At 63.6% G+C, this 22783-nt stretch carries 23 protein-coding genes; 9 read left to right on the top strand and 14 right to left on the bottom strand.

Annotated elements, in window-relative coordinates:
- The first annotated feature begins 104 nt into the window (after positions 1-104).
- Positions 105-1661: an ABC1 kinase family protein gene (locus P3T42_RS28785; RefSeq protein WP_429307972.1), complete on the top strand. Its 1557-nt coding sequence runs from the start codon at positions 105-107 to the stop codon at positions 1659-1661.
- 65 nt (positions 1662-1726) lie between these two features.
- Here the strand turns inward: P3T42_RS28785 and P3T42_RS28780 are convergent, their stop codons facing one another.
- Entirely contained in the window at positions 1727-2626 is a 900-nt protein-coding gene (locus P3T42_RS28780) for a L,D-transpeptidase (protein WP_429307971.1), read from the bottom strand.
- Between the two features lie 453 nt (positions 2627-3079).
- Between P3T42_RS28780 and nadE the strand changes: the two genes are divergently transcribed.
- Positions 3080-3931, top strand: coding sequence for an ammonia-dependent NAD(+) synthetase (gene nadE, locus P3T42_RS28775; protein ID WP_429307970.1), 852 nt, complete (start codon positions 3080-3082; stop codon positions 3929-3931).
- Positions 3932-4033: 102 nt separating this feature from the next.
- Here nadE and P3T42_RS28770 read toward each other — a convergent pair whose 3' ends face one another.
- From P3T42_RS28770 to P3T42_RS28750, 5 genes are all read right to left on the bottom strand, one after another.
- A complete protein-coding gene (locus P3T42_RS28770; RefSeq protein ID WP_074295838.1) occupies positions 4034-4300 on the bottom strand; it encodes an RNA recognition motif domain-containing protein in 267 nt (88 codons plus the stop codon).
- A 12-nt stretch (positions 4301-4312) separates the two neighbouring features.
- Positions 4313-4447: a hypothetical protein gene (locus P3T42_RS28765; RefSeq protein ID WP_290439559.1), complete on the bottom strand. Its 135-nt coding sequence runs from the start codon at positions 4445-4447 to the stop codon at positions 4313-4315.
- 316 nt (positions 4448-4763) lie between these two features.
- A complete protein-coding gene (locus P3T42_RS28760) occupies positions 4764-5378 on the bottom strand; it encodes a hypothetical protein (RefSeq protein ID WP_429307969.1) in 615 nt (204 codons plus the stop codon).
- 228 nt (positions 5379-5606) lie between these two features.
- The gene (locus tag P3T42_RS28755; protein WP_074295840.1) at positions 5607-7262 is read right to left on the bottom strand and encodes a S10 family peptidase; all 1656 of its coding nucleotides are present in this window, start codon (positions 7260-7262) and stop codon (positions 5607-5609) included.
- A gap of 145 nt (positions 7263-7407) precedes the next feature.
- The gene (locus tag P3T42_RS28750; protein WP_429307968.1) at positions 7408-8967 is read right to left on the bottom strand and encodes a S53 family peptidase; all 1560 of its coding nucleotides are present in this window, start codon (positions 8965-8967) and stop codon (positions 7408-7410) included.
- Between the two features lie 315 nt (positions 8968-9282).
- Between P3T42_RS28750 and P3T42_RS28745 the strand changes: the two genes are divergently transcribed.
- Positions 9283-9789: a DUF1993 domain-containing protein gene (locus P3T42_RS28745; RefSeq protein WP_074297390.1), complete on the top strand. Its 507-nt coding sequence runs from the start codon at positions 9283-9285 to the stop codon at positions 9787-9789.
- A gap of 50 nt (positions 9790-9839) precedes the next feature.
- On the opposite strand, the gene P3T42_RS28740 is transcribed toward P3T42_RS28745, so the two are convergent.
- Both P3T42_RS28740 and P3T42_RS28735 read right to left on the bottom strand, forming a co-directional pair.
- Entirely contained in the window at positions 9840-10160 is a 321-nt protein-coding gene (locus P3T42_RS28740) for a YnfA family protein (RefSeq protein ID WP_074295842.1), read from the bottom strand.
- A gap of 114 nt (positions 10161-10274) precedes the next feature.
- Entirely contained in the window at positions 10275-10904 is a 630-nt protein-coding gene (locus P3T42_RS28735; RefSeq protein ID WP_429307967.1) for a LysE family translocator, read from the bottom strand.
- Between the two features lie 135 nt (positions 10905-11039).
- On the opposite strand from P3T42_RS28735, the gene P3T42_RS28730 reads away from it, so the two are divergent.
- The 4 genes from P3T42_RS28730 to P3T42_RS28715 all read left to right on the top strand — a co-directional run bounded on the left by P3T42_RS28730 (position 11040) and on the right by P3T42_RS28715 (position 13653).
- A complete protein-coding gene (locus P3T42_RS28730) occupies positions 11040-11504 on the top strand; it encodes an Lrp/AsnC family transcriptional regulator (protein WP_074295844.1) in 465 nt (154 codons plus the stop codon).
- 105 nt (positions 11505-11609) lie between these two features.
- Positions 11610-11843 (top strand): hypothetical protein, encoded by a 234-nt coding sequence (locus P3T42_RS28725; protein WP_074295845.1) that lies wholly within the window; start codon positions 11610-11612, stop codon positions 11841-11843.
- Positions 11844-12202: 359 nt separating this feature from the next.
- A complete protein-coding gene (locus P3T42_RS28720) occupies positions 12203-12505 on the top strand; it encodes an ArsR/SmtB family transcription factor (RefSeq protein WP_074295846.1) in 303 nt (100 codons plus the stop codon).
- 86 nt (positions 12506-12591) lie between these two features.
- A complete protein-coding gene (locus tag P3T42_RS28715) occupies positions 12592-13653 on the top strand; it encodes an alkene reductase (RefSeq protein WP_429307966.1) in 1062 nt (353 codons plus the stop codon).
- 197 nt (positions 13654-13850) lie between these two features.
- Here P3T42_RS28715 and P3T42_RS28710 read toward each other — a convergent pair whose 3' ends face one another.
- On the bottom strand, positions 13851-14390 hold the full coding sequence (locus P3T42_RS28710; RefSeq protein ID WP_429307965.1) for a GNAT family N-acetyltransferase: 540 nt from the start codon (positions 14388-14390) through the stop codon (positions 13851-13853).
- 257 nt (positions 14391-14647) lie between these two features.
- On the opposite strand from P3T42_RS28710, the gene P3T42_RS28705 reads away from it, so the two are divergent.
- Entirely contained in the window at positions 14648-15295 is a 648-nt protein-coding gene (locus P3T42_RS28705; protein WP_429307964.1) for a VTT domain-containing protein, read from the top strand.
- A gap of 250 nt (positions 15296-15545) precedes the next feature.
- Positions 15546-15986, top strand: coding sequence for a hypothetical protein (locus tag P3T42_RS28700; RefSeq protein WP_429307963.1), 441 nt, complete (start codon positions 15546-15548; stop codon positions 15984-15986).
- Positions 15987-16315: 329 nt separating this feature from the next.
- Here P3T42_RS28700 and P3T42_RS28695 read toward each other — a convergent pair whose 3' ends face one another.
- The 5 genes from P3T42_RS28695 to P3T42_RS28675 form a co-directional block, all read right to left on the bottom strand.
- A complete protein-coding gene (locus P3T42_RS28695; RefSeq protein WP_429307962.1) occupies positions 16316-17167 on the bottom strand; it encodes a carbohydrate ABC transporter permease in 852 nt (283 codons plus the stop codon).
- 10 nt (positions 17168-17177) lie between these two features.
- A complete protein-coding gene (locus P3T42_RS28690; protein WP_429307961.1) occupies positions 17178-18152 on the bottom strand; it encodes a carbohydrate ABC transporter permease in 975 nt (324 codons plus the stop codon).
- A 77-nt stretch (positions 18153-18229) separates the two neighbouring features.
- Positions 18230-19483 (bottom strand): ABC transporter substrate-binding protein, encoded by a 1254-nt coding sequence (locus P3T42_RS28685; RefSeq protein WP_429307960.1) that lies wholly within the window; start codon positions 19481-19483, stop codon positions 18230-18232.
- A gap of 35 nt (positions 19484-19518) precedes the next feature.
- Entirely contained in the window at positions 19519-21498 is a 1980-nt protein-coding gene (locus P3T42_RS28680) for a beta-galactosidase (protein WP_429307959.1), read from the bottom strand.
- A gap of 11 nt (positions 21499-21509) precedes the next feature.
- On the bottom strand, positions 21510-22718 hold the full coding sequence (locus P3T42_RS28675; protein WP_429307958.1) for an ABC transporter ATP-binding protein: 1209 nt from the start codon (positions 22716-22718) through the stop codon (positions 21510-21512).
- Positions 22719-22783: the final 65 nt, after the last annotated feature.

Raw genomic sequence — 22783 nt, 5'->3', positions numbered from 1 at the left:
GTAGTACGCGGCGCGTGCGGATGCTCCTGTTGCCACGCTTCCCTGCTAACCTGACGGCTCAGGCAGCGTGTTGTCCGATGCGCGCCGCGTCACCCGACCTGCCCATGCCACCTCTGTTTCGCCGATTACTGCTGCTCTTCCATGCGCTGCGCTTCGGCGCGCGTCTCTTCTGGCTCGCGGCCCCGCGCGAGCACAAGCTGCACTGGATAATCACGCTCGTGAAGCGTGTGCATGCCACCGAAGGCGGCCGCAACAGCCTGCACAGCATGCTGCCCGCGCTGGGACCGCTCGCCACCACCTTTATCCAGACCCTGGCGACGCGCCCGGAACTCGCCACCGGCACCCTGCATGACGCCTTCGATGCGATCGGCCGGCTGGAAACGCCGCTGCCGCCGGAGCAGGTCGAGGCGGCGCTGGCGAGCGCGCTCGGGCGTCCGTTGACAGGGCTCTTCGCGCAGATCGACCGGGTCCCCGCGCGCAGCGGCTTCGCCGAGCAGACTCATCTCGCCCGCCTCGCCGTGCCGGTAAACGGCCACCGCGACATTGCGATCAAGTTCGTCCGCGCGGCGCAGGTCCAGCAGATCGGCGACGAACTGGCCTTGCTGCGCTGGGTGGCCCGCTGGCTGGAAAAATTCTCCGGCAGCGCGCGCCGCCTGCAAATCCGCGCGCTTGCCCAGTCCTTCACCGACGACGTGCTGCGGCGCTTCGACCTGCGCGCCGAAGCGGCCAATCTGAGCCAGACCGGCCATCACTTCGACGGCGACAAACGGCTTGCCGTGCCGGACGTGATCTGGGAGTTGTGCGGCACGCATACGCTCGCGGTGCAGCACATCGAGACACTGGCCGCCACGGTTCTCCCCGGCTTGCTCGAGCATCGCGTCAAGCTCGCGCCGCTGGCTACGCACCTCGTCGAGGTGGTCACCGAGCAGGCCTTCCAGCACGGCTTCTTTCACGCCACGTTCGACGCCGGGCATGTGCGCGTGAGCATCGAACCCGACACGCTCGGCCGTATCGTGCTGGCCGAATTTGCGGCGATGTCGAGCCTCTCCTCGCACGAACGCGAATTCTTCGTGCATGGCGCCACCGCCTTGTTCGACCAGGACTACGCGCGCCTCGCCGACCTGCATCGCGACGCCGGCCACGTCGATGCGTCGACCCGCACCGAAGTGCTGGAGGCCGAGCTGCGCCGACGCAGCGAAGCGCATTTCGCGGCCGAGCCTGCGGACCGCACGGCCGGCGCGCTGTTTCATCATCTGCTGCACGCGGTGCAGCCGTTCGAAGGCGCCGTTTCGCCGCGGCTCGCGACCGCCCAGCGCTCGTTCGAACAGGCGGAGATGCTGGCGCGCGCCCTGCATCCGGGCGTCGATACCTGGAACGTCGCGCGCTCCGTGCTGGCCGGCATCGCGCAGCGCGACGTCGACCATCGCGGCTGGATCAAGCGCATCGGCCAGGAGTTGCCGCATCTCGCGCATATGCTGCCGCGCGTGCCGCAACTCGCGGTGCGCTACCTGCAGCGCCAGCATGACGCGGGAGGTGCGCGGCAGCATGCGCATCTGATGCGCGAACTCGGTGTCGAATATCGGCGCACGCGGATCCTGCTGTGGGCGTGTGCCGTGTGCGGCGGCCTGCTCGGCGCGGGGGCGGTGCTGTTGGCACGGTGAGGCGGGTTGATATTCGACCGAGGTTCGACTAAGCGCTCCGGCAGGTTTTGCCGCGCCCGCCCCGGTCAATCGGCCGTATCCGCCGCGGCCGGCACTTTCTCCACCGCTTTGCTGCCCGGCGCCGGCGACCATGCCGGACGCTTCTTGCGTTCCGAGTCGACCACGACGATGTAACGCCCTGCCCACGGCGTCACCTGACGATCGCTATGCAGCACCCATAGCGACTTGCCCGACTCGACAAGCGCCTCATACTCGGCATCGAGAATGCCGTAGTGATCGAAGAACACATTGAGCGACGCGGGAATCCGCACGCAGCCTTTCGAATGACGAATGCCGAGCAGCGGTTCGAGCTTGTCGGGATCCGTGGCATGCATCTGAAAGCGCATCTGCGACATGCCCCCCTTGCCCCAGCCGCGTTCGCCCTGCGCCCAGCCGAGATCGAAGATCCGCATGTCGCGCTTGCCGTAGCCGCGAATGCCGTTCTGGTTCATCGTGCCTTCGGCGCGGAAATCCATGTTGTCGGGCGTATGTTCGAACACACCGAGCGGCGTGATGAAGTGGTCGAACTCGCCCGGCCTTCCCGTCGCTACTGGGGACGCCCCGATCATCACCCACTTGTCGGAAGGCGTAGGACGAAAATAGATGAAGAGCGCCTGGACGTTGGCGTTCCGATCGACCAGCACGACGTATTCGCCCGACAGATTGCCGAGCTGATTTTGCTCAAGCGCCGCCTCGAGCCGTTCGCCGTATTCCTGCTGGGCCGCCGCCGGCACATTCAGACGGCGGGTGACGACGCGGGCAAACACGGCGCGCAACAGCAGCGCCCGATGCGGATCGACCACCCCCGCGGCGTCCGGCGCCGCGACGGCGGAGGCCGTAATATCGACCGGCGGCGCGGCTTCGCTCTTCGGCGCACCCGCAGCGAACGCAAGGCTAAAACAGCACGAAAATAATACGGCGGACAACGCACGGATTTTATTTTCAACGCATGGCGCCCGGTTAGCGATACGCCGATGAATTTCAGTCCAATGAAACGTTCTGTTTTTCACAGGCTGGTCAAGCCGCTTCTTGTGGTTCATCGTGTATTTGAGGAAATCTGCCTGTTATCGACCGTCAAGCATTGACCGTCAGGCGGTCCATTCAGCGTGCAGATAGACACGATATTACTCAGCGCATCTATTTCTGTCGATCACCGTTCCGCTCGCTCGCCGCGGGCCACGCTTTCAATATCCGACATTTATCTGACACCGCGCTGACGCATTTAAATCGACCAGCAGATTGAATATAAACTGGAAATGCCCCGCTAAACCGGCTGCTGCAGATGAGCGGCATAACCGGCAAAATAGCCACCGGCCATGCCCAGTTGAACACGGGCCCGGCCTCCCTTTCGGTCAACCGCCCACTTGCAAAGGAAGAACATGACTCAACCCGATTCGCTCGAACGCCAACGGCGCATCGCCGCGGAAATGCATGTCACCGAGGACTTCGTCGCAGAGCGGGAGATCGAGCGGCGCGTCGCGTTTCTTGTGCAGTACCTGCGCGCGAGCGGTCTGAAGACCTATGTGCTAGGCATTAGCGGTGGCGTCGATTCAACCACGGCGGGGCGTCTCGCGCAGCTTGCGGTCGAACGCTTGCGCGCGGAGCACTACGAAGCGCGCTTCGTCGCGGTGCGCCTGCCTTATGGGGTCCAGCAAGACGAAGCGGATGCGCAGCAGGCACTCGCCTTCATTCGCGCCGACGAAAACCTGAGTATCGACATCAAGCCCGCGGCCGACGCCATGCTCGCCTCACTGAGCGCCGCCGGCGTGCCTTTCGCCGACGCCGCGCAGCAGGACTTCGTGCACGGCAATATCAAGGCGCGGCAACGCATGATTGCGCAGTACGCGGTGGCGGGAGCGCGCGGCGGCGTCGTGATCGGCACCGACCATGCGGCCGAATCGGTCATGGGATTTTTCACCAAATTCGGCGATGGCGGCGCGGACATCCTGCCGCTCGCGGGCCTCAATAAACGACGGGTGCGTGCTGTCGCCCGAGCCCTGGGCGCCCCCGACGCACTGGCGCACAAGGTGCCGACCGCGGATCTGGAAATGTTGCGTCCACAACGTCCCGACGAAGATGCGTATGGCATCCCGTACGACGACATCGACGATTTTCTGGAGGGCAAGGAGGTGACGGCAGCCGCCCGCGAGACCGTGCTGCGCTTCTATGAAAGCACGCGTCACAAGCGTGCACTGCCGTACACGCCATTCGACTGGCCCGCGCAGTCGTGAACGATCGATCGCGCATCGAGAAGTGCGCGACGACTTGACCGGCGGCTGGGTGGGCATATGCCCACCCAGCCGCCGACTAAAAAACCTGGGACAAAGCGCCGCTCAGCCGGGCGGCGGATCTTCTTCGTCGAACAGTTCGCCGCTCGCTGCCAGCGGAACGCCGCCCAGATGCTTGCCCTGCAACTGCCGCGCAATGACTTCGCCGACATAAGGGCCGTCCGTTGCCAGTTCGACGGTGGCAGACGCCTTGGGCGTCCCGATCTCATGAACCGTTATGCTTTTCGCGTAGTGCCCCAGTTCATGCTCGAGAAACTCGCGCACCTCCTGCTCGGAACACGATTGGGCGATGTTACTGACGAACAGGTTCATGTTCGCAACGCCTTAGCGCCCGCGGCGGTCGGTGCTGCGAATGCGGATGGGCTGCAGGCTGGCGCGCTTTCTGGCTTCCGCGATGGCGGCGGCGCCGGTGATCAGGGCTGCGCCGAATGCGGCCAATGACAGATATAAGGCAATCATTTCAAATCTCCCCTTCGAATTTCGTCCCGTTATCAGGATAGAAAGAATCGACCGCGGATACGATGCGACACATTGTCGTGAGCAATTTCGATTCCTGCCATCCCACTCCCAGCAAGGCTCACCGGACCAGGCCGAAAAGCGCAATGACCTGTTGACGGTAATCGCCTGAGACAGGCAGCGTCGAAAAAACCCATTAATGCACTGTACCTGAATAAGCTCGCAAACAAATATCTAAACCGCGCGCTTTGGCGGGACCGCCACATTTCAGGCGAGGCACGGGATCAAGGGACGATGGGAACGGCTCGCACGCAGCGTGTCATGGTTCACTGTCGTGGCTGCTGGTGGCCACGTTGACACCGCTCACATCGCACGAGTCCCGGCCAAACCCCGCGTACGCCGCGGACCAGTTACCGACGATGGCAGCCTGCGCATCGCTCAGGCTCAGTTTGCCTTCGCAGACGCAACGTTTGAGGTGCACCACGAAGCGCGCCTTGCGGCGCTCGCCGCCGGTGCCCGCCCACGGCAGCAGGTCGAGATTGGCCGGTGCGTCAGGTGAACCGCCCAGCAAGACCGGCACGCGCCGGTCGAGCGCGTAGTCGGTGCCGTCGTCTGCGGCAATGCCGCGCTCGGCCAGCAACCGTTGCTTGTGCTCCATCATGACGTCGAACGGCGGCGAGACGGCGTCGGCGTAGTCGGGACGGCAGATCGTGCCGGCGATCGACTGCTGGGTCACGTGCTCGTCCAGCATCGCGGCACTCTGCGCCGCGGCCTGGCCGGCGCGCAATCCGGCAACCGCGCCGAACATCACGACGATGCCTATCCGCGCAACCCGTCCAACGTCACGACGATAAGCCTGTTTGAACGCGCACACGGCGCCGGATTTCCTGCTGCGTTGCGGTTCGTCCCGCCTGCCTGCCTTTCCTGGATTCATTCTTCAGCGCGCCAGGCCTTGACGCGGAATGGTTAAATTCGCAGGACAATTAAAACACATTCACTCCCGACGAGGAAAATTCACCCGGTGCGGACGCGGTTTCGACAGAGGCCAGGCGGCATACCGGAGAAGAAATGACCGATACGTCGTGTGCTTTCGTTGCCGCTTGGTGCCGGGTGCCGGGTGCAGCAGATTGCCGCACCCTACCGTCTCACCCGCGCACGACGCCTAGCTCGGCCTGCGGGCCTGCAAATCCCGGATGCGCAACATAGCGCCGGTGTTGGCGACGGCTGCGTCATACATCTTGGCCACATCCGCTTTGAGCGCCGTGCGCGAATTGCCGTCGAGATAGATCATGTGCCCCGAAGGATAGAAACGCGCGGAGAGGTTCTGGCGTACCTGCGGGCTGACGAGCGGCATCTGCTGCAGGTCGAGCACGGTCTGGTAAAACGGCGTGACAAAGTCGTAAAAGCCGTTCGCCGACAGCACCTTCAGGTCCACGTTCAGCGCCATGACCGCCGCGAGGTCGCCGGCGGTGTAGAGAATCACGTTGCCCTTCGCGTCGATGCCTTTCTGCGCGCCGGTCGGATCGATATGGCTGAAGTCCCAGTACTGGAACGCCTGATCGTTCAGATCGGTGAACGACGAGTTCGACGTGTACAGCAACTGCTCGTTCAGATAGACGTTCCACATGGTCGTGTAGACGCCCGTCACCGCCGTCATGGTCGGATCGTTGCCGCCCGAGTTCGGATTGATCTTGCCCGCGATGCCGGTTTCGATGGCGGTCACGCGGCCGTCATATTCCCCGAGCGCGAGCCCCTTCGATTTCAGCAAGGTGGTCAGGAACAGCGAATTGCCGCGGCTGTCGTACCCGGCGATGTCGAGACTCCACGCGAGCAGCGTCGCCTTGTCGATACCGGTGTATTCGCTCAGCTTTTCGACCGTCGCGGGATCCGTGGCCGGTACTTTGCGCAACGCGGCCAGGTAATCGGTGCGCGAGAACTGGGCGACCTCTTCGGCAAACGCGCCGAGATCGGTCGGCGTGGGCGCGATGCCGAGCTTCTTGTGGTACCAGGCGTCCGCGGCAGCCGTGGGCAACGCGCCAACCGGATTGCCCGACTGCGTGTAGTCGAGAATCGACGACTGCAGCGTGATGCCGTTCAGATCGACGCCGTCCTCGTGCAGCAGGTAAGCCAGCACGCAGCTACGCGCGGTGCCGTACGACTCGCCATAGAGAAACTTCGGCGAGTTCCAGCGGTTGTTCTTCGTCAGAAAGCGCTTGATGAACTGCTTGATCGAGTTCGCGTCCTGATCCACGCCCCAGAAATTGCGGTTCGTGTTCGGCGCAATGGCCGCCGAGTAGCCAGTGCCGACCGGATTGATAAACACCAGGTCGCTCTTGTCGAGCAGGCTGTCGGGGTTGTCTTCCAGCGAATACGGCGCGGGCGGCGTGAAGCTCGGCATCGCCGTCTTGATACGGCGCGGCGCAAACGAGCCGAGCAGCACGAAGACCGAGGACGAACCCGGTCCACCGTTGTAGAAAAACGTAACGGGACGGGTGTCTTCCTTCTGGTTGTCCGCCGTGAACGCCACGTAGAACATCTTGGCGTTGGGGACGGAACTGCTCGGATCGACCGTCACGAGGTGGCCGGCCGTCGCGGTATAGGGAATCTTGCGGCCGCCGATCACGATCGTGTGCTTCGTGATGGCGGCGTTCTCCGTCGCGTCGGTCACGGAGTCGTTGGGGCCGTTACCGTAAGCGACGGGATCGAAGAACGGCTGATCTCCGGCAGGGTGCGCCGCCTTCGCGGCCGCCCCGGCGGGAGCAGCATGGGAATTGTGTGACGACTGCGGACTGCCGGAACCTGACTCGGTGTTCGTCATGATCGCTCCATCGGATTCGTTTACGTCATTTACATCGTATGGGCGCCGCATAGGCGCTGTCTCTGGTCACGAACCACTCTGCTTTGCTACTCAAACCCGCACACCACAAACAGGCGGCGGCGTCGCCGCACGCCTGCCCGCACGACTATAGTGCCGCCGCGACTTTCTCGCCATTGGGGCTGCCAAGTCCGGTACAGGCATCCCAGCCCGCCGATGCTTCATAGCTGCCGTTGTTGCCCTGCGTAATGTCGCGCAGCGCGCTCGGCGCGGCATACAGCTTCGGATTGACGAAGCCCACCGGCGCACCGTTGGCCGCATTGATGCGGGCAATCAGCGCCGCCCACAGCGGCGCCACCGCGCTCGTGCCGCCCACCACCGTTTGCGAACCGTCGATCAGCACGTCGTAGCCGCTGTCCGGCGAGGCGTCGCCCGCCACGTCCGGCACGCCGCGTCCGCTGAGCGCCGTTTTCACGCCTTCCTTACTGGTGGACGACAAGCCCTGCTGCCACGTCGGCACCGCAAACGCCGTGCTGACCCCGCCACCGGTCGCGCCGCCCTGGGTGCCGTCGTTCCAGACCACTTCCTTCGTGATGGTTTGCCCCGACGCCGTCAGCCGCGTGCCGCCGCACGCCAGCACATATGGGCTGGAGGCGGGGAAATCGACCACGTTGCCGCTGCCCGAGCCATCGCTCGAGCCGCTGTCGCCCGAGGCCACGCAAACCGTCACGCCCATGGTCGCGGCGGCTTGCAGCACGCTGTTGAACGCCTGCAGCGATTGCGACGTCCACGACGACTCGGGACCGCCCCAACTGATCGAAATGACCGATGGCTTGTTGGTGGTGTCGTGAACAGCGCTGCTGACTGCGTCGATGAAGCCGGTATCGGTGTTCGTCGTGAAGTAGACCGCGACTTTGGCGCCCGGCGCGATGGCCCCGACCACCTCGATATCGAGCGTCACTTCGCCGTCCGGCCCGTTGGCGTCGCCGGTGGGCTGGTTGGCGCCGTTGTCGACGCCCACCGCGACCACCGTGGGTCCGTTGACGCCGAGGTTGGAAAAATAGGTATTGAGGTCGGAGGTCTCGTAGCCGCCGCCGAGTTCGATAATGCCGACGCACTCGCCGCTGCCGTCGCCTTGCGGGAACTGGTAGAGCGTAGCGACCTGCAATGGCGTGAACGACGCCGGCTGCGGCGACTTCGACGCGTGGATAGGCGGGCGAATACGGAAGTGCGGACGCGCCTGCGGCCGGTTGTCGAGCCCCAGCACGGCCGTCACGATGCCCGATAGATTATCGGGCACGCTGATCGTGCCGGTACGGCCGCGATACTGGCCGATGGCATGGTGCTGGTAATGCTGCAGTTCCACTTCGAACGCCGACTGGAACTGTGCGATCGTGCCGCCCAGTACGACAGTGCGCGCAGCCGGGTCTTCGCGCACCACCGTCAGGCCGGACTGCGCCGCAAAAGTTTTGACCTTGGCGATATCTTCCGCCGCTGCGCCGAATTCCTTGGCAAAGGCTTCACGCGACAACGGCTTGACGCCCGGATCGCCCGCTTCGATTTTGCCGAGCAAGGCGTCGAACTGCGCCTGCGCGTGACGGCGCAAGACCACGTGCACCTGAATGCGTTCTGCGGGATTGCAATTGCCGACCAGCGTTGAACCTTCCGCTACCGATCGCTCACTTCCTTGCAGGGGATGCTTGGCCATTGTTTCGATACTCCTCGGTGCGCAGCCGTGAGGCTGCACGGTAGTCCCGGCGGGCGCGCCCATCCGTACCGGTGATAGCAACGGATTGCGGCACGGCCCACGCGGGGGTCTGGTTGCCAGGACACGTCAAGCCGTCCGACAAATCCATTCCAACACAGTTCCGGGACGGGCAACAGTTGTCCGGATGGCCAACGTCAATGCGTGCGTCACACAGGTCGCGCTATGATGCTGCAGCGGCGAACCAGCCGTTGCATTGGCTCGTGCGCCGAACGTGCGCGCGCGTCGAAGAATCCGAGTGAATCAGAGGAACGTTCCATGTCCATTTCGATGTATCAAGCGTCCGTGCCCGTGCTGGTGCGCGGCTTGACCAACCTGCAAGCCATTCTCGGCAAGGCCGAGGCGCACGCCGCCGAAAAGCAGATCGACCCGTCGGTGTTCATCGGCGCCCGTCTCTTTCCGGACATGCTGCCGCTCGTGCGCCAGGTCTACATCACGACCGATACCGCCAAAGGCTGCGCCGCGCGTCTCGCCGGCGTCGAGCCGCCCAAGTACGACGACGTCGAAACGACGTTCGAAGACCTGCACGCGCGCATTCAGAAAACGATTGATTACCTGAAGGAATTCAATGCGGCGCAGATCGACGGCTCGGAAGAACGCTCGATCACGCTGAAGATGCGCAGCGGGCCGATCGAATTTACCGGCCTGAGCTATCTGCTGCAGTTCGTGCTGCCGAACTTCTACTTCCACGTGACGACCAGCTACGACATCCTGCGCCACAACGGTGTCGAACTCGGCAAGCTGGACTACCTCGGCGGCCGTTAAAGGCAGCGGCCGTGGCTGGCCGCTCGCGTGGCCACTCAGGCCGCCACCGCTCAGATACGCGGCTGGAAGGCAATGATGCTCATGCCGGCCAGCGTGAACGCCACACCGGCCAGGTCCCAGAGGGTTGGCCGCACCTGCTCGACGCACCACAGCCACAGAATCGCCACCGCCACGTAGACGCCGCCATAGGCCGCATACACCCGGCCGGCGGCCGCGCCGTGCAACGTCAGTAACCACGCAAACGCGGCGAGACTCAGCGCGCCGGGCACCAGCAGCCATGCGGAGCCTCCGTCCTTGAGCCAACGCCAGGGTAGATAGCAGCCCAGGATCTCGGCAATGGCGGTCACGGCATACAGCAGAAAAGTCTTCATCGAACGGCAAATAGTGTGAGTGATTGAGTATCGGCAGACAGCGAGGCGCCGTTTGCGCCGTCGCGTCTATCGCCTTTATTAACACAATCACTTTGCCGGCGCTGCGGCGCGCGGCTAGTCGAGCGACAGGCGCAAGGCAAAGCCGATCAGGGCGGCGGAAAAGGTCCAGCGCTGCACCGTTTGCGCGAGCGGATGAGCTCGCATCCAGTTCGAAATGCGCGCGGCGCCGATCGCATAGGTTGCATCGAAGCACGCGCCGATCGCCATCAGCACGACGCCGAGCTCGGCCATCTGCAACGCGACGGGACCGGCCTCGGGCCGCACGAACTGCGGCAGCAGCACCGAACAGAACAGGAGTGCCTTGGGATTGAGCAGATTGGTCAGCAGCCCCTTGACGAAGGCGGCGCGCAACGGCTGCGGTTCGTCGCTCACGGCGGCGCTTGCAGGCAGGGCAAACACCGGCGAGCGGAAGATCTGCACGGCGACCCAGCCCAGGTACACCGCGCCGCCGTACCGCACGACTTCGTAAAGCCACGGTGCGCTGCGCAGCAAGGCGGCCATCCCACACGCGGACAGGGTCACGTGAGTCGCCCGCGCCAGACCCAGACCGCCGGCCGTGGCGAAACCCGTGCGGGCGCCGCGTGCAATGCTTGTCTGCAGCAGCAGGGCCATGTCCGGCCCGGGTACGGCATAGACGACGAACAATGCAGCCATGTAGACGATCAGAAGATGCGCGGAAATCATGTGAGCCTCATGTTTATAAGGGCTCTATCTTGCTATCAAAGCGGGAGGGATTTCTGGCGAGTTACAGGTGAAAACAGATAACCGCCAGGGGAATACGCTAGAATTTCATAATCGCATAGCAGCTTTCCCCCAACCATGAATGATCTCGACAAAGTCGACCGTGCCATCCTGGCCGCGCTGCAGAAGGACGGGCGCATGTCGAACGCCCGCCTCGCGGAAATCGTCGGCCTGAGCGAAACGCCTTGCGCGCGCCGCCTGAAGCGCCTCGAGAACGACGGCTATATCGACCAGTACCGCGCCATGCTGTCGCGCTCGGCCCTTGGCTATGGCGTGGTCGCGTTCGTCTATGTGCGCTTCGCGGTGCACGACCGCGCGGTGGCCACCCGCTTCGAGCGCGAAGTGCTGGCCATCTCGCGCATCCTCTCGTGCCACAACGTGTCGGGCAGCGCGGACTACGTGCTGCAGGTGGTCGCGCGCGATCTCGACGACTTCGGCACCTTCCTGCGCGACGAGATGCGCAGCCTGCCCGGCGTCACCTCGGTCGAGTCGGCGCTGTCGCTGCGTGAAATCAAGGCCAATGGCGGCTTGCCGCTGAACTGATCCCCCTGAGCGGCGCGTCCGCCGTGCAGCGTGTGCGAGTCATGGCATAGTGACCGGCACGGCAAGGCACGAGGCCCGCGCCGGATGAACTACGGAGTTTTTCCCATGAATCACGAACAGGCGCGAGCCGAAGAATCGCGCGCGATGGAGCGCGTGCTGGCTGCCACGCAGCGGGTGCAGTCGGCTTTCGCGTCGCTGCAATCGCAATTTCCGCCCCAAGGCGAAGGACGGCCCTCGCAATTCGCGCTGCAAACCTTCGACGCTGCCCTGCAGGAGCTGGAAGACGCGCAAGCCGCCTTCGACGAATTGCTCGGCGATCTGCTTGACGGCAAGCGCTGAGTGGCCTAGTTGCCGCCTTGCTGCGTAGCTGTGACGGGTCGCGCGGTAGCTAGCCTTCTTCGTTGCGCCGCCAGCTCCGCGCGTATTCGGAGGGGCTTGGCGGGGCTGACCGTTAGTTGCGTTCGTACGCCCCCGTGGCGCAAGCCGGGCGTCACGGCACGCGAGACCTCGCCCCGCCCTACTGCGCTACGCCACGCCCAGATTGATCCCCGTCATCAAACCCTGCTATCGACCCCATCCACAGTAGTGGCTTATGCATATCGTAAAAAAACGATATATGATTCGTGTTGTTGCGATGCAGCTGCCAGGCCGTTACTCCTGCGACTCTGCCCGCCGTTCATGAACTCGAAATTCCCCCGATGACTCTCGACATCGATGCGATCCACAAGGCGCTTGCCAATCCCATCCGCCGCGAAATCCTCGCGAAGCTGAGGGACCCGCAAGCGCACTTCGGCGACCAGGAACTGCCGCTGGACCAGGGCGTGTGCGCCGGCAAGATCGACGCCTGCTGCGGTCTGTCGCAGTCCACGGTGTCGGCGCACCTGGCCGCCTTGCAGCGCGCCGGTCTGGTCACGTCGAAGCGGGTCGGCCAGTGGGTGTTTTTCAAGCGCAACGAGCCCGTCATCCAGGCGTTTCTCGAGCACATGAATACGGACCTCTGACGCCTCGCGTCTGCTTCGCTGCGCCTCTTTCATCACGCTGTTCTTATCGAGGCGGGCACTGTGCCCGCCAGGAAAGGTGACCTCTTATGCCGACTCTTTTTGACCCGCTTCAGATTGGCGATCTCACGCTGAAAAACCGCATCATCATGGCGCCGCTGACGCGCCAGCGCGCCGGCGACATCCGCGTGCCGAACGCGCTGATGGCGAAGTACTACGCCGAGCGCGCCTCGGCCGGCCTGATCATCAGCGAGGCCACGTCGGTCACGCCGCAAGGCGTCGGCTACGCAGCCACGCCGGGAATCTGGTCGCAGGAACAGGTGGAAGGCTGGAAGCTCGTCACCAGCGCGGTGCATGCCGCCGGCGGCAAGATCTTCCTGCAGTTGTGGCACGTGGGTCGCATCTCGGATCCGATATTCCTGAACGGCGAAACGCCGGTTGCACCGAGCGCGATCGCGCCGAAAGGCCACGTGAGCCTCGTGCGTCCGGAGCGCCCGTTTGTGACGCCGCGCGCGCTCGAACTGGCCGAAATTCCGGGCATCGTGGAGGCGTATCGCAAGGGTGCGGAAAATGCCAAGGCAGCCGGTTTCGACGGCGTCCAGGTGCACGGTGCGAACGGCTATCTGCTCGACCAGTTCCTGCAGGACAGCACCAACCAGCGTACCGACGCGTACGGCGGCTCGATTGAAAACCGTGCCCGCCTGATGCTGGAAGTGACCGATGCGTGTATCGACGTGTGGGGCGCCAATCGCGTCGGCATGCACCTCGCGCCGCGCGGCGATGCGCATACGATGGGCGACTCGAATGCCGCCGCGACCTTCGGCTATGTGGCGCGCGAACTCGGCAAGCGCAAGATCGCGTTTATCGCTGCCCGCGAAGCGCTCGGCGACAATCGCCTCGGCCCGCAGTTGAAGGCGGCGTTCGGCGGCCCGTACATCGCCAACGAGAAGTTCACCAAGGAATCGGCGCAGAAGGTCCTCGACGCGGGCGAAGCAGATGCCGTGGCGTGGGGTCAGCTCTTCATCGCCAATCCGGATCTGCCGCGCCGCTTCGAACTAGACGCTCCGTTGAACCAGCCGAACCCGTCGACGTATTACGCGGAAGGCGAGACCGGCTATACCGACTATCCGGCGCTGGAAACGGTGGAATAAGCGCGACAGGCGTAGGTTAGGCACCCAAACGAGCAGTCAAACGAGCCGGCATGCAAAGCCGGCAAGACATGCGGCGGGCATGACCGGATAGCATTCCGGTTGTGCCCGCCGCGTTTTTGTCGGCTATCGCCGCTCTCCATGCTAGCGAGGCTGCGTCACCGTTTCGCCGCGTGGGCGGGCCCAAGCCCTCGAACACATCATGGCTGCGCCGCTGCAACCTCGCGGCACATGAACACACGTTTCGTTTCGTCAAGCCCACGGGCAACATGCGCGGCACGAATCGCACGCAGCTTCGCATCGAGCTGCTCGCCCGGGATCACGCTAAAGCCCAAGCGCTCGTAGTACGGCGCATTCCAGGGCACGTCGCGAAAGGTCGACAGCACCAGGCGCCGCGCACCCGCCTTGCGTGCAAGTCCGTCTACCTGCTCGAGCAGCGCCGCGCCGATGCGCCGCCCGGCCCAGGCAGTGAGCACATCCAGTTCCTCGATATAGAAGCGCGTCGGCAGCGGCGCAAACATCACGAATCCGACGCAGCGCGCCGCGTCGTTCAACGCAACCACAATCTCCGATGCCGCGATCTTGCGGTGCACGAAGTCCGCATTCATTGGTTGAGCATCGGCGATGCCCGTCATGCCGATGGTCGCAAAGCGCTGTGCCGCTTCATACTCGATGGCGCGCACGGCCTCGGCATCGTCCGGTTCGGCAAAGCGAAAAGTGAAGGCGAAAGAGTCCTGCATAAGTTTCCGATGCAAATCGATGACATCCGCGTCGAACCTCACGGAACCGCAGCGGCCGGGACCCGTCGCACACGTATTCCGATGTGATGTGTCCCGAGCACACCTGGGCCTGCCTCGCATCTTGACACCGCCGCAGTGAAACGAACAGGCGCACAGCCCGCTCTCTATCGCGTCGCAACACGTCGCAGATCGAAAAGCCCTGCCTCCGTCATCCCGCAAGCGCTACACTCCCGACACCTGCCCTTCTCCGACTCAAGATGGATCTGATGCACCTACTGCAGGTGGCCCTGCACTTCGACCGAAACCTCGGCGGCCTGATCGCGCAATATGGCACGGCTGTCTACGCCATGCTGTTTGCCATCGTGTTCGTCGAGATTGCCTTCCTGCCGCTCTTCTTTCTACCTGGCGATCCGCTGATCTTCATCTGCGGCGCGTTCGCCGCCACCGGTGCACTCAGTGTCTGGCTGGTGATTCCCGTGCTGTTTGCGGCGACGGTAGCCGGCAGCATCGTCAACTTTCTGATTGGCCGCGCGATCGGCGAGAAGGTCTATACCGCCGAGTACCGTTGGCTCGATCGACACGCGCTGCAAAAGGCCCACGCCTTCTATGAGGCACGCGGCGGCCTGACGTTCCTGCTGTCGCCGTTCATTGCCGTTGTGCGCACCTTCGCGCCCTTCGTCGCAGGCGTTTCGCGCATGACGTTCGCACGCTTCACGTCGTTTGTCGTAGCGGGCGCTGCGCTGTGGATCGTGTCGCTGGTGGCGGCCGGGTATCTGTTCGGCAATGTGCCGGTGGTGCGCGATCACATGAGTTCGATCGTGCTGCTTGGCGTCGGGCTCGGTGTCGGCTCGCTGCTGGTGAGCGCGCTCTGGCGCTTCGTCCACAATCGGCGCCAACGCGTCTGATCTGCCAGGCGCCCTGGTCACGCTCGCACGCCGTGCGATTGGCGTGCCCAGTCGCCTCCAATCCGTGCGCATCGAATGCGCAAAGGCAACGCTTCATCTGTCTGTCACCCACCTGACACAGACGGCCCAGTTGCGCCTTAATAACAACAACCACTTGTTTGAATCGCCCTTTTTAACAATATTTAATTTGGGTTGCCGTCCTATATCGAGCAGACTTCGTAAACAGCACGGTCGGATGACGGAGAAACTCATGAACATCGAAGATGCATGGGACGGTCACATGCGCCGCGCGCACCTCGACGCCGCACAGCAACTGTCCGCACCGGCGTCGCGGGCCCACAAGGCGCCGCTCGCGCACCGCGCGATGCAGGTTTCCATCGCGCTGGTGTGCGCCTGGTCGATCGTCGAAACACATTGGGAACTGCTTCCCGCAGATGGCCTGACGCGCGTCATCGCGCTGCTGCTGGCCAAATGCCTGCTGCTCGGCGTGGGGGCTGCTGCGTTTTTCGGGGTTCGTTATGCACGCGCCGCTTTCGCGTTTCTATGCGCCGCAAGCGTGTTCGCGCTCGCCTCCGCATTGCCGTTCGAATACGCGATTGCACGTGAACTGTTTGCGCTCTCGCTGGTGGAGTGCCTGTGCAAGATTGCGCTCGTGGCAAGCTATGCGACCTGGTACATAAAAGGCCATTGAACAGCGGAGCGTAAACGACACACGCAGCTTTCCAGCGACCGTACCCCTTCCCTCATCCCCTCGACCACAAAGTACCGGAGCGGTAATATTGCCGCTGAAAACTACGTACAAGCGGGTGCAGAAAACGTAGCGCCGCCCGGGAAACCGGGTCCCACCTGGAGTGGGAGTTCCGTCGAAAGACAGATAGAGAGTCCCGCATGCGACGGCCACCGAAAGGTGGCCGTTGGTCTTTCTGGCGTTCAAAAAAAAGCCCGCGACTGCGGGCAACCCTCTCGGAGGAGAACACGGAACAGCGCATCGAATTCATCGCATAACCCTACCCCGCTCACTCACCCTTTCGTCGCGCCAAACGTCAGGCCCGCCACGAAATGTTTTTGCATCGCGAAGAACATCGCCACCGACGGCAACGCGGCCAGAATCGACCCCGCCGACACCAGATTCCAAGCCGTAGTCCACTGCCCCTTCAGCGCGGCAACACCCACGGTAATCGGCGCGGCTTCATCGCCGGTGGTCAGGCACAAGGCCCAGAAGTAGTCGTTCCACACAAACGTGAACACGAGAATCGCCAACGCCGCCAGCGCCGGACGAATCAGCGGCAGCACGATCCTGAAGAACACTGTCCACTCGTTGGCCCCCTCGATACGCGCCGCCTCGATCAGTTCGAACGGCAACTGCTTGATGAAGTTACGCAAAAACAGCGCGCAGAATCCCGTCTGAAACGACACATGAAACAGGATCAACGCGCCGACCGTGTTGAACAGTCCGAGTTTCAACGACAGATCGCGCACCGGAATCATCAGCACCTGCACCGGCACGAAATTGCCGGCTACAAAGGTGGCAAACAACGTACTGTTGCCGCGAAAGCGATAGACCGCCAGCGCGAAGCCCGCCATCGACGCCAGCGCGATCGAGCCGACAACGGCGGGCAACGTGATCAGCACGCTATTCCAGAAGTAATGCAGCATCGGCGAGGTGGTCAGCGCGTCGCGATAGTTGTCCCACATCGCAAAGTGCTTCGGCCAGCCCCAGTAGTTGCCCTCGCTCAGTTCATCGGACGAACGGATCGAAGTGACCAGCACGGCGATCATCGGCAACAGCCAGATCAGCAACGCCACCGGCAGCGACAGCTTGTACAGCCGCCGTGAAGTGAGCTTCCATTTGGCAATCGGCATTGGATACATGACGGCCTCCTTATTGCTCAGCGCGCAGCATCCGCCGCAGGTGATAGACGATATAGACCAGCATGATCGCGAACAGCACCACCGCCACCGAGGCGGAATAGCCGATCCGGTAGTACTTGATGGCCTGGTCGTACATGTAATAGGCGAGTACCGTGGAACTCTCGAACGGCCCGCCGCCTGTCATCACTGAGATCAGGTCGAAGCTGCGCAGCGCGCCGATCACCGTGACCACGATCGCCATGAACGTGGTGGGACGCAGTTGCGGCAGGATCACATGCCAGAGCATCGACCAGCCGTGCGCGCCTTCCATGCGCGCGGCCTCGACCTGCTCGGCGTTCAGCGCGGTGAGTCCGGTCAGATACAGAATCATGCAGTACGCGGTTTGCGGCCAGAGCGCCGCGAAGATGATGCCGGGTGTCGCGTAGCGCGCATCGCCGAGCACCGGCACGCCGTGCCCGAGGATCAGCGCCAGCAGGCCGAAGGTCGGATCGTAGAACCACGAGAAAATCAGTCCGACCACCACCCCCGACAGTACGAACGGCGCAAAGAACAACGACTTGACGATGCGGATACCCGCCACCGCCTGGTTCAGATACAGCGCGACGGCGAGACCCATGGGCGGCGCCAGCAGAAACAGCAGCAGCCAGATCAGATTGTTCTTCAGCGCGGTATAGAACGTCGACGTATGGAACAGCTCCACATAATTCGCCAGACCGACGAAGCTGGGATCGGTCATGCCGTCCCAGTTGAAAAAGCTGATGCGGATCGTCGACAGGATCGGCCAGACCACATAGATCGCCACCATCACGCAGGCGGGCGCGAGAAACAGGAAGGCGGCACGCCGTTGCCGGCGCGCCGTGGGCGACGGGCCGCGGCGGCGCGGCGCGGTACCCGGCACACGCGGCGCGCCGGATTGCGCGGCGCCGCCCGGCATACCCGGCCCGGTATTGCCGCTAATGGACTGACGGCTGACGGAGTGAACCACGGCGAGTCTCCTGATCGATCCCGATCGAGCGCAGGCGGCACACCGCCACCCACGCCCGCTTTGCTTACGAACTACGCTTACTTCTTGTAGATGCGCTGACGCGTCTGCTCGAGCTGCGCGAGCACCTCATCGATCTTCGAAGGATCCGCCACGAACTGCTGCATCCCCTTCATGCCCTCGTCCGCCATCTCCTTGGTCATGTCACGATCGTAGAACTGCGCAATGCCGCCCTTCGTGTTGGCCAGAATCTGGAAGCCGATCTTCGAAATCGGATCCTCCGGTTCCGGCGACTTGCTGTTCGCCGACAGCGAGCCAAGCCCGGTCGCCAGTTGAGCGCCGATCTCCGGCGTCTCGACAAACGCCAGGAACGCGTGAGCGTCGGCCTTGTTCTTGGCCTTCGACGGAATATGCAGCGATTCGACTGGACCATCCTCGGCCGTCGGCAGCTTCGGGTCGATAATCGGGAACTGGAAGTAGCCCATTTCCGGCTTCACGCTCGCCGGGAAACCGCCGGTGATGAAAGTGCCCATCAGCATCATCGCCGCCTTGCCCTGGAACAGGAACGGCTGCGCCGAATCCAGATCGTAGGAGAGCGAATTGTCGATGAAGTAGCCGGCGTCGATCAGTTGCTTCCACGTCGTGTACACCTTCTTCACGCGCGGATCGGTGTACGGCACCTCGCCCGCCATCAGCTTCTGATGAAATGCGTTGCCGTTCAGGCGCAGATCCAGATAGTCGAACCAGCCGGCCAGCGTCCATGCATCGCGGCCCGCCACGGCAATCGGCGTAATCCCGGCCGACTTCAGCTTCTTGCAGGCGTCGAGAAACTGATCCCACGTTTTCGGCTCGTCCGCGATCCCCACCTTCTGGAACAGATCCTTGCGATAGAACATGCCCCACGAGTAGTAGACGGTCGGCGCCGCGTACTGCTTGCCCTTATACGACGAGGCTTCCTTGGTCGAGGCATAGGTGCTGTTCCAGCCGTTCTTGCTCCAGTCGCCGCTCAGGTCGTCGAACAGGCCACGCTGTGCGTAATACGCCATCCGTTCGCCGTCATGCCAGTTCACGATGTCAGGCGCGACAGTGGACAGCCAGCCCGGCAGTTGCACCTTGTAGGCCTCCTCATCGATAAACGATACGTTGACGTCGGTGCCGGGATGGGCCTTCTTGAACTCGTCGATCACCTGCTGCCAGACCGCCCGCTGACTGGCGCCCTTGAACGCGATATTCATTGTCAGCGTGCCCGCCTGCGCGCTACCGGCCATTGATGCCGCCGCGGTGGCCGCAGTCAGCGCGACGGCAACCAGAACCTTGCGAAGTTTGAATGTCATGCCTGTCTCCTTGGTTTTTACGTCGTTTTAGATCATCAGCGATACACCGCAACACCTTGGGGTTGAATCTCGCGCGAGCCGACCACGAAGGCAGCGTCCGGAACATCGGCCAGCGTATGAACCTGCTCGCCATAGTTCAGCACATAGGTCAGCCCGCCGCGCCGGCTGACGCGCACGCCGTCGCCGAGCGCCGTCACCGAAAGACCGGCTTCACGAGCGATGCCGGCAAAGAGCCGCGTGGTCAGCGCGTCGTCGAACAGACTCGCAAAGTAATGAGTCGCACCGCTGCGGACATACGCCGGATGGCCGTCGGCGAAGCGTGCGCAGATCTCCAGCGCGTCCTGGTCCGACGCGCCGGTTTCGATGAAATCGCGCCAATGCCGTCCGACACCGTCATCGAGGCTGGCGCTGCCTGCGAGCCTGACGGGTTCGGTCACGTTAGGCCGCAGCGACTCGACGCGCCACACGCGAGCCGGCAACACCGAAGCGAGCAGCCCCGGCGGCAAGCCGGCGGGAATCTGCAGGTCCGCGGTCTTCGAGCCGGTGCGCGGCCCGAGCACCACCTGGGCACCCGAGCGCGTGAGGCGCTCCGCGAAGTCTGCGGGCACCACCGGCAACGGCGGCACCACGATCAATCGATAGCCGTCGAGCGGCGCATCCACCGGCACCACATCGACATCGAGACCGAGTCCGCGCAGCGCCGAGTAGTACTCGAACGCAAAACGCGGATAGTGGAAGTCCGCACCCTGCGGATGAATTTCAAACAGCCACTTCGCCTCGTAGTCGTACACGAGCGCGACCTTCGAGCGGATGCTGGCGTTCGCGTCCTCGGCCGCCGCCAGCACCGCGCGGATATCCTCCGCCACCTGCGCCGCCTCGCTGCCGCCGATATCCAGCCGGTTATCCGGCGTGTTCAGCCCCGCATGCATCTGCTCCTGGGCAAACGGCGCCTGGCGCCAGCGGAAGTACGACACGCAGCCTGCGCCGTGCGCGAACGCCTCCCAGCTCCACAAGCGCACCATGCCCGGCAGCGGCGCCGGATTCCAGTGCGCCCAGTTGACCGGCCCCGGCTGTTGCTCCATCACCCAGAACGGCAGCTTCGACATGCCGCGATAGACGTCGTGATTGAACGACGCGAAATCCGGATGACCGGTGCGCAGCCACTTCGCCTTCAGCTCGGGCGCGAACCATTGCTCTTCGAGCGCGCCGAGCGGATAACTGTCCCACGTCGCCACGTCGAGATCGGCGGCGACCTTGTAGTGATCGAACTCGGTAAACAACTGCATGAAGTTGTGCGCGACCGGCCGGCCCGGCGAATGCGCACGGATGATCTCGACCTGCATGCGGTTGTAGCGCGCCACTTCATCCGAAGCGAAGCGCCGGTAGTCGAGCCGGTGCGAGGGATGCGCCTCGGTGACGGTCGCCACCGGCGCATCGATCTCATCGAAACTGCGGTACTCCATGCTCCAGAACACCGTGCCCCACGCGCGATTCAGCGCGTCGATCGTCTTGTAGCGCGCCTTCAGCCACTCGCGAAAGCGCCCCACCGCCGCCGGCGAGTAGCTGACCACGGTGTTGTGGCAACCGAACTCGTTATCGGTCTGCCAGTACGCGACCGCCGGATGCTTGCCGTAGCGCTCGGCCACCGCGCTGCAGATCCGCTCCGAAGCGACGTAGTACGACGGCGACGAGAAATCGTAGTGACGGCGCGAGCCGAAGGTCCGCGGCCGCCCGTCGGCGCCCACCGGCAAGATGTCAGGATGACGGTCGATCAGCCACTTCGGCGGCGTCGCCGTCGGCGTGCACATCACCACCTGCAGGCCGGCCGCGCCGAGCACGTCGACGGCGCGGTCGAGCCAGCCCCAGTCGTATTCGCCGGGCGACGGCTCCATCCGGCTCCAGGCAAACTCAGCAATCCGCACCTGCTCGATACCGAGCGCTTTCATGCGGCGGGCGTCGTCTTCCCACATCGATTCCGGCCAGTGTTCCGGGTAATAGCAGACTCCAAGGCGCATCCGAGTGTCCTTTATGCGTAGTGTTCGACGGATTCGAGCGAAGCAACGGCAAAGCCGTCTTCGGTAAACAAATGGCAGATAGAGGCCGGCGCGCGAAAGCTGGCGCGATCGCCTTGCTTCAGGCGCGTGTCGCCGGGCGCCTTGGCGATCAGCACGGCGCCGTCGGCCTCGTCCAGATGGACGTAGCTGTGTTCGCCGAGCTGTTCGACGAGCGAAACGGTGCGCGCCAGCACGGCGGCGTCTTGAAGGGTGGCTGGCGCAGACGCAGAGACAGACGCGGAAGCGGGGTCGGGCACGCCGGCGGCAACCGCTGCATCCACCAGTTCCATATGTTCAGGCCGCACGCCGAAGGTCACCGCCTGCCCCGCGCTCAAAGCCGCGCCATCGACGGCGACGCGCACGCTTTCGCCGCTGTGATCGAGCTTGACGCTCACGCCGCGTGCGTCGATCGCGGCCACCTTACCGGGCAGAAAATTCATCCGCGGCGAGCCGATGAAACCCGCCACGAAGCGGCTGTTCGGCCGGTGATACAGCTCGAGCGGCGCGCCGATCTGGGCGATGCTGCCGTAGCGCTCGGTGTCCTTGCCGGCGTGCAGCAGCACGATCTTGTCGGCCAGCGTCATCGCCTCGATCTGATCATGCGTCACGTAGACGACGCTCGCCTTCGCAAACTGCTTGTGCAGACGCGCGATCTCGACGCGGGTCTGGCCGCGCAAGGTGGCATCGAGATTGGACAGCGGCTCGTCGAACAGAAACACGCCCGGCTCGCGGACAATGGCACGGCCGATCGCCACGCGCTGCCGCTGCCCGCCCGACAACGCCTTGGGCCGCCGCTCGAGCAACGCTTCGAGTTGCAGGATGCGCGCAGCCTCCCGCACCTTGCGGTCGATTTCGTCTTTGGGGGTTTTCGCGAGCTTCAGGCCGAAGGCCATGTTCTCGAACACGGTCATATGCGGGAACAGCGCGTAGCTCTGGAACACCATCGCCACGCCGCGCTGCGCTGAAGGGACGTCGCTGACGATGCGCCCGCCGATCGACAGATCGCCGTCGCTCACATCTTCGAGACCCGCGATCATGCGCAACAGGGTGGACTTGCCGCATCCGGAAGGCCCGAGAAACACACAAAACTCGTTCTCGCCGATCTCCAGATCGACGTTGCGAATCACTGGTGCGCCCTCGCCGTACGATTTTTGGACGCCTCTCAACGAAATGCTCGCCATCGCCTCGTCTCCGTGATTTAATCGGCTCGAAATCGGAGATTAAGCGCTTAATCTGCAGAGGCGAA

It is taken from the genome of Paraburkholderia sp. GAS38 (genome assembly GCF_050434965.1).
In the GTDB taxonomy this organism is placed as follows: Bacteria; Pseudomonadota; Gammaproteobacteria; order Burkholderiales; family Burkholderiaceae; genus Paraburkholderia; species Paraburkholderia phenazinium_A.
Note: the sequence above shows the minus strand (reverse complement) of the source record. Positions and strands in the feature narration are given on the sequence as shown.

Coding starts and splice junctions, on each gene's coding strand:
- P3T42_RS28785 (WP_429307972.1), top strand. CDS start 105: ATGCCACCTCTGTTTCGCCGATTACTGCTGCTCTTCCATGCGCTGCGC.
- nadE (WP_429307970.1), top strand. CDS start 3,080: ATGACTCAACCCGATTCGCTCGAACGCCAACGGCGCATCGCCGCGGAA.
- P3T42_RS28770 (WP_074295838.1), bottom strand. CDS start 4,300: ATGAACCTGTTCGTCAGTAACATCGCCCAATCGTGTTCCGAGCAGGAG.
- P3T42_RS28765 (WP_290439559.1), bottom strand. CDS start 4,447: ATGATTGCCTTATATCTGTCATTGGCCGCATTCGGCGCAGCCCTGATC.
- P3T42_RS28760 (WP_429307969.1), bottom strand. CDS start 5,378: ATGAATCCAGGAAAGGCAGGCAGGCGGGACGAACCGCAACGCAGCAGG.
- P3T42_RS28755 (WP_074295840.1), bottom strand. CDS start 7,262: ATGACGAACACCGAGTCAGGTTCCGGCAGTCCGCAGTCGTCACACAAT.
- P3T42_RS28750 (WP_429307968.1), bottom strand. CDS start 8,967: ATGGCCAAGCATCCCCTGCAAGGAAGTGAGCGATCGGTAGCGGAAGGT.
- P3T42_RS28745 (WP_074297390.1), top strand. CDS start 9,283: ATGTCCATTTCGATGTATCAAGCGTCCGTGCCCGTGCTGGTGCGCGGC.
- P3T42_RS28740 (WP_074295842.1), bottom strand. CDS start 10,160: ATGAAGACTTTTCTGCTGTATGCCGTGACCGCCATTGCCGAGATCCTG.
- P3T42_RS28735 (WP_429307967.1), bottom strand. CDS start 10,904: ATGATTTCCGCGCATCTTCTGATCGTCTACATGGCTGCATTGTTCGTC.
- P3T42_RS28730 (WP_074295844.1), top strand. CDS start 11,040: ATGAATGATCTCGACAAAGTCGACCGTGCCATCCTGGCCGCGCTGCAG.
- P3T42_RS28725 (WP_074295845.1), top strand. CDS start 11,610: ATGAATCACGAACAGGCGCGAGCCGAAGAATCGCGCGCGATGGAGCGC.
- P3T42_RS28720 (WP_074295846.1), top strand. CDS start 12,203: ATGACTCTCGACATCGATGCGATCCACAAGGCGCTTGCCAATCCCATC.
- P3T42_RS28715 (WP_429307966.1), top strand. CDS start 12,592: ATGCCGACTCTTTTTGACCCGCTTCAGATTGGCGATCTCACGCTGAAA.
- P3T42_RS28710 (WP_429307965.1), bottom strand. CDS start 14,390: ATGCAGGACTCTTTCGCCTTCACTTTTCGCTTTGCCGAACCGGACGAT.
- P3T42_RS28705 (WP_429307964.1), top strand. CDS start 14,648: ATGGATCTGATGCACCTACTGCAGGTGGCCCTGCACTTCGACCGAAAC.
- P3T42_RS28700 (WP_429307963.1), top strand. CDS start 15,546: ATGAACATCGAAGATGCATGGGACGGTCACATGCGCCGCGCGCACCTC.
- P3T42_RS28695 (WP_429307962.1), bottom strand. CDS start 17,167: ATGTATCCAATGCCGATTGCCAAATGGAAGCTCACTTCACGGCGGCTG.
- P3T42_RS28685 (WP_429307960.1), bottom strand. CDS start 19,483: ATGACATTCAAACTTCGCAAGGTTCTGGTTGCCGTCGCGCTGACTGCG.
- P3T42_RS28680 (WP_429307959.1), bottom strand. CDS start 21,498: ATGCGCCTTGGAGTCTGCTATTACCCGGAACACTGGCCGGAATCGATG.
- P3T42_RS28675 (WP_429307958.1), bottom strand. CDS start 22,718: ATGGCGAGCATTTCGTTGAGAGGCGTCCAAAAATCGTACGGCGAGGGC.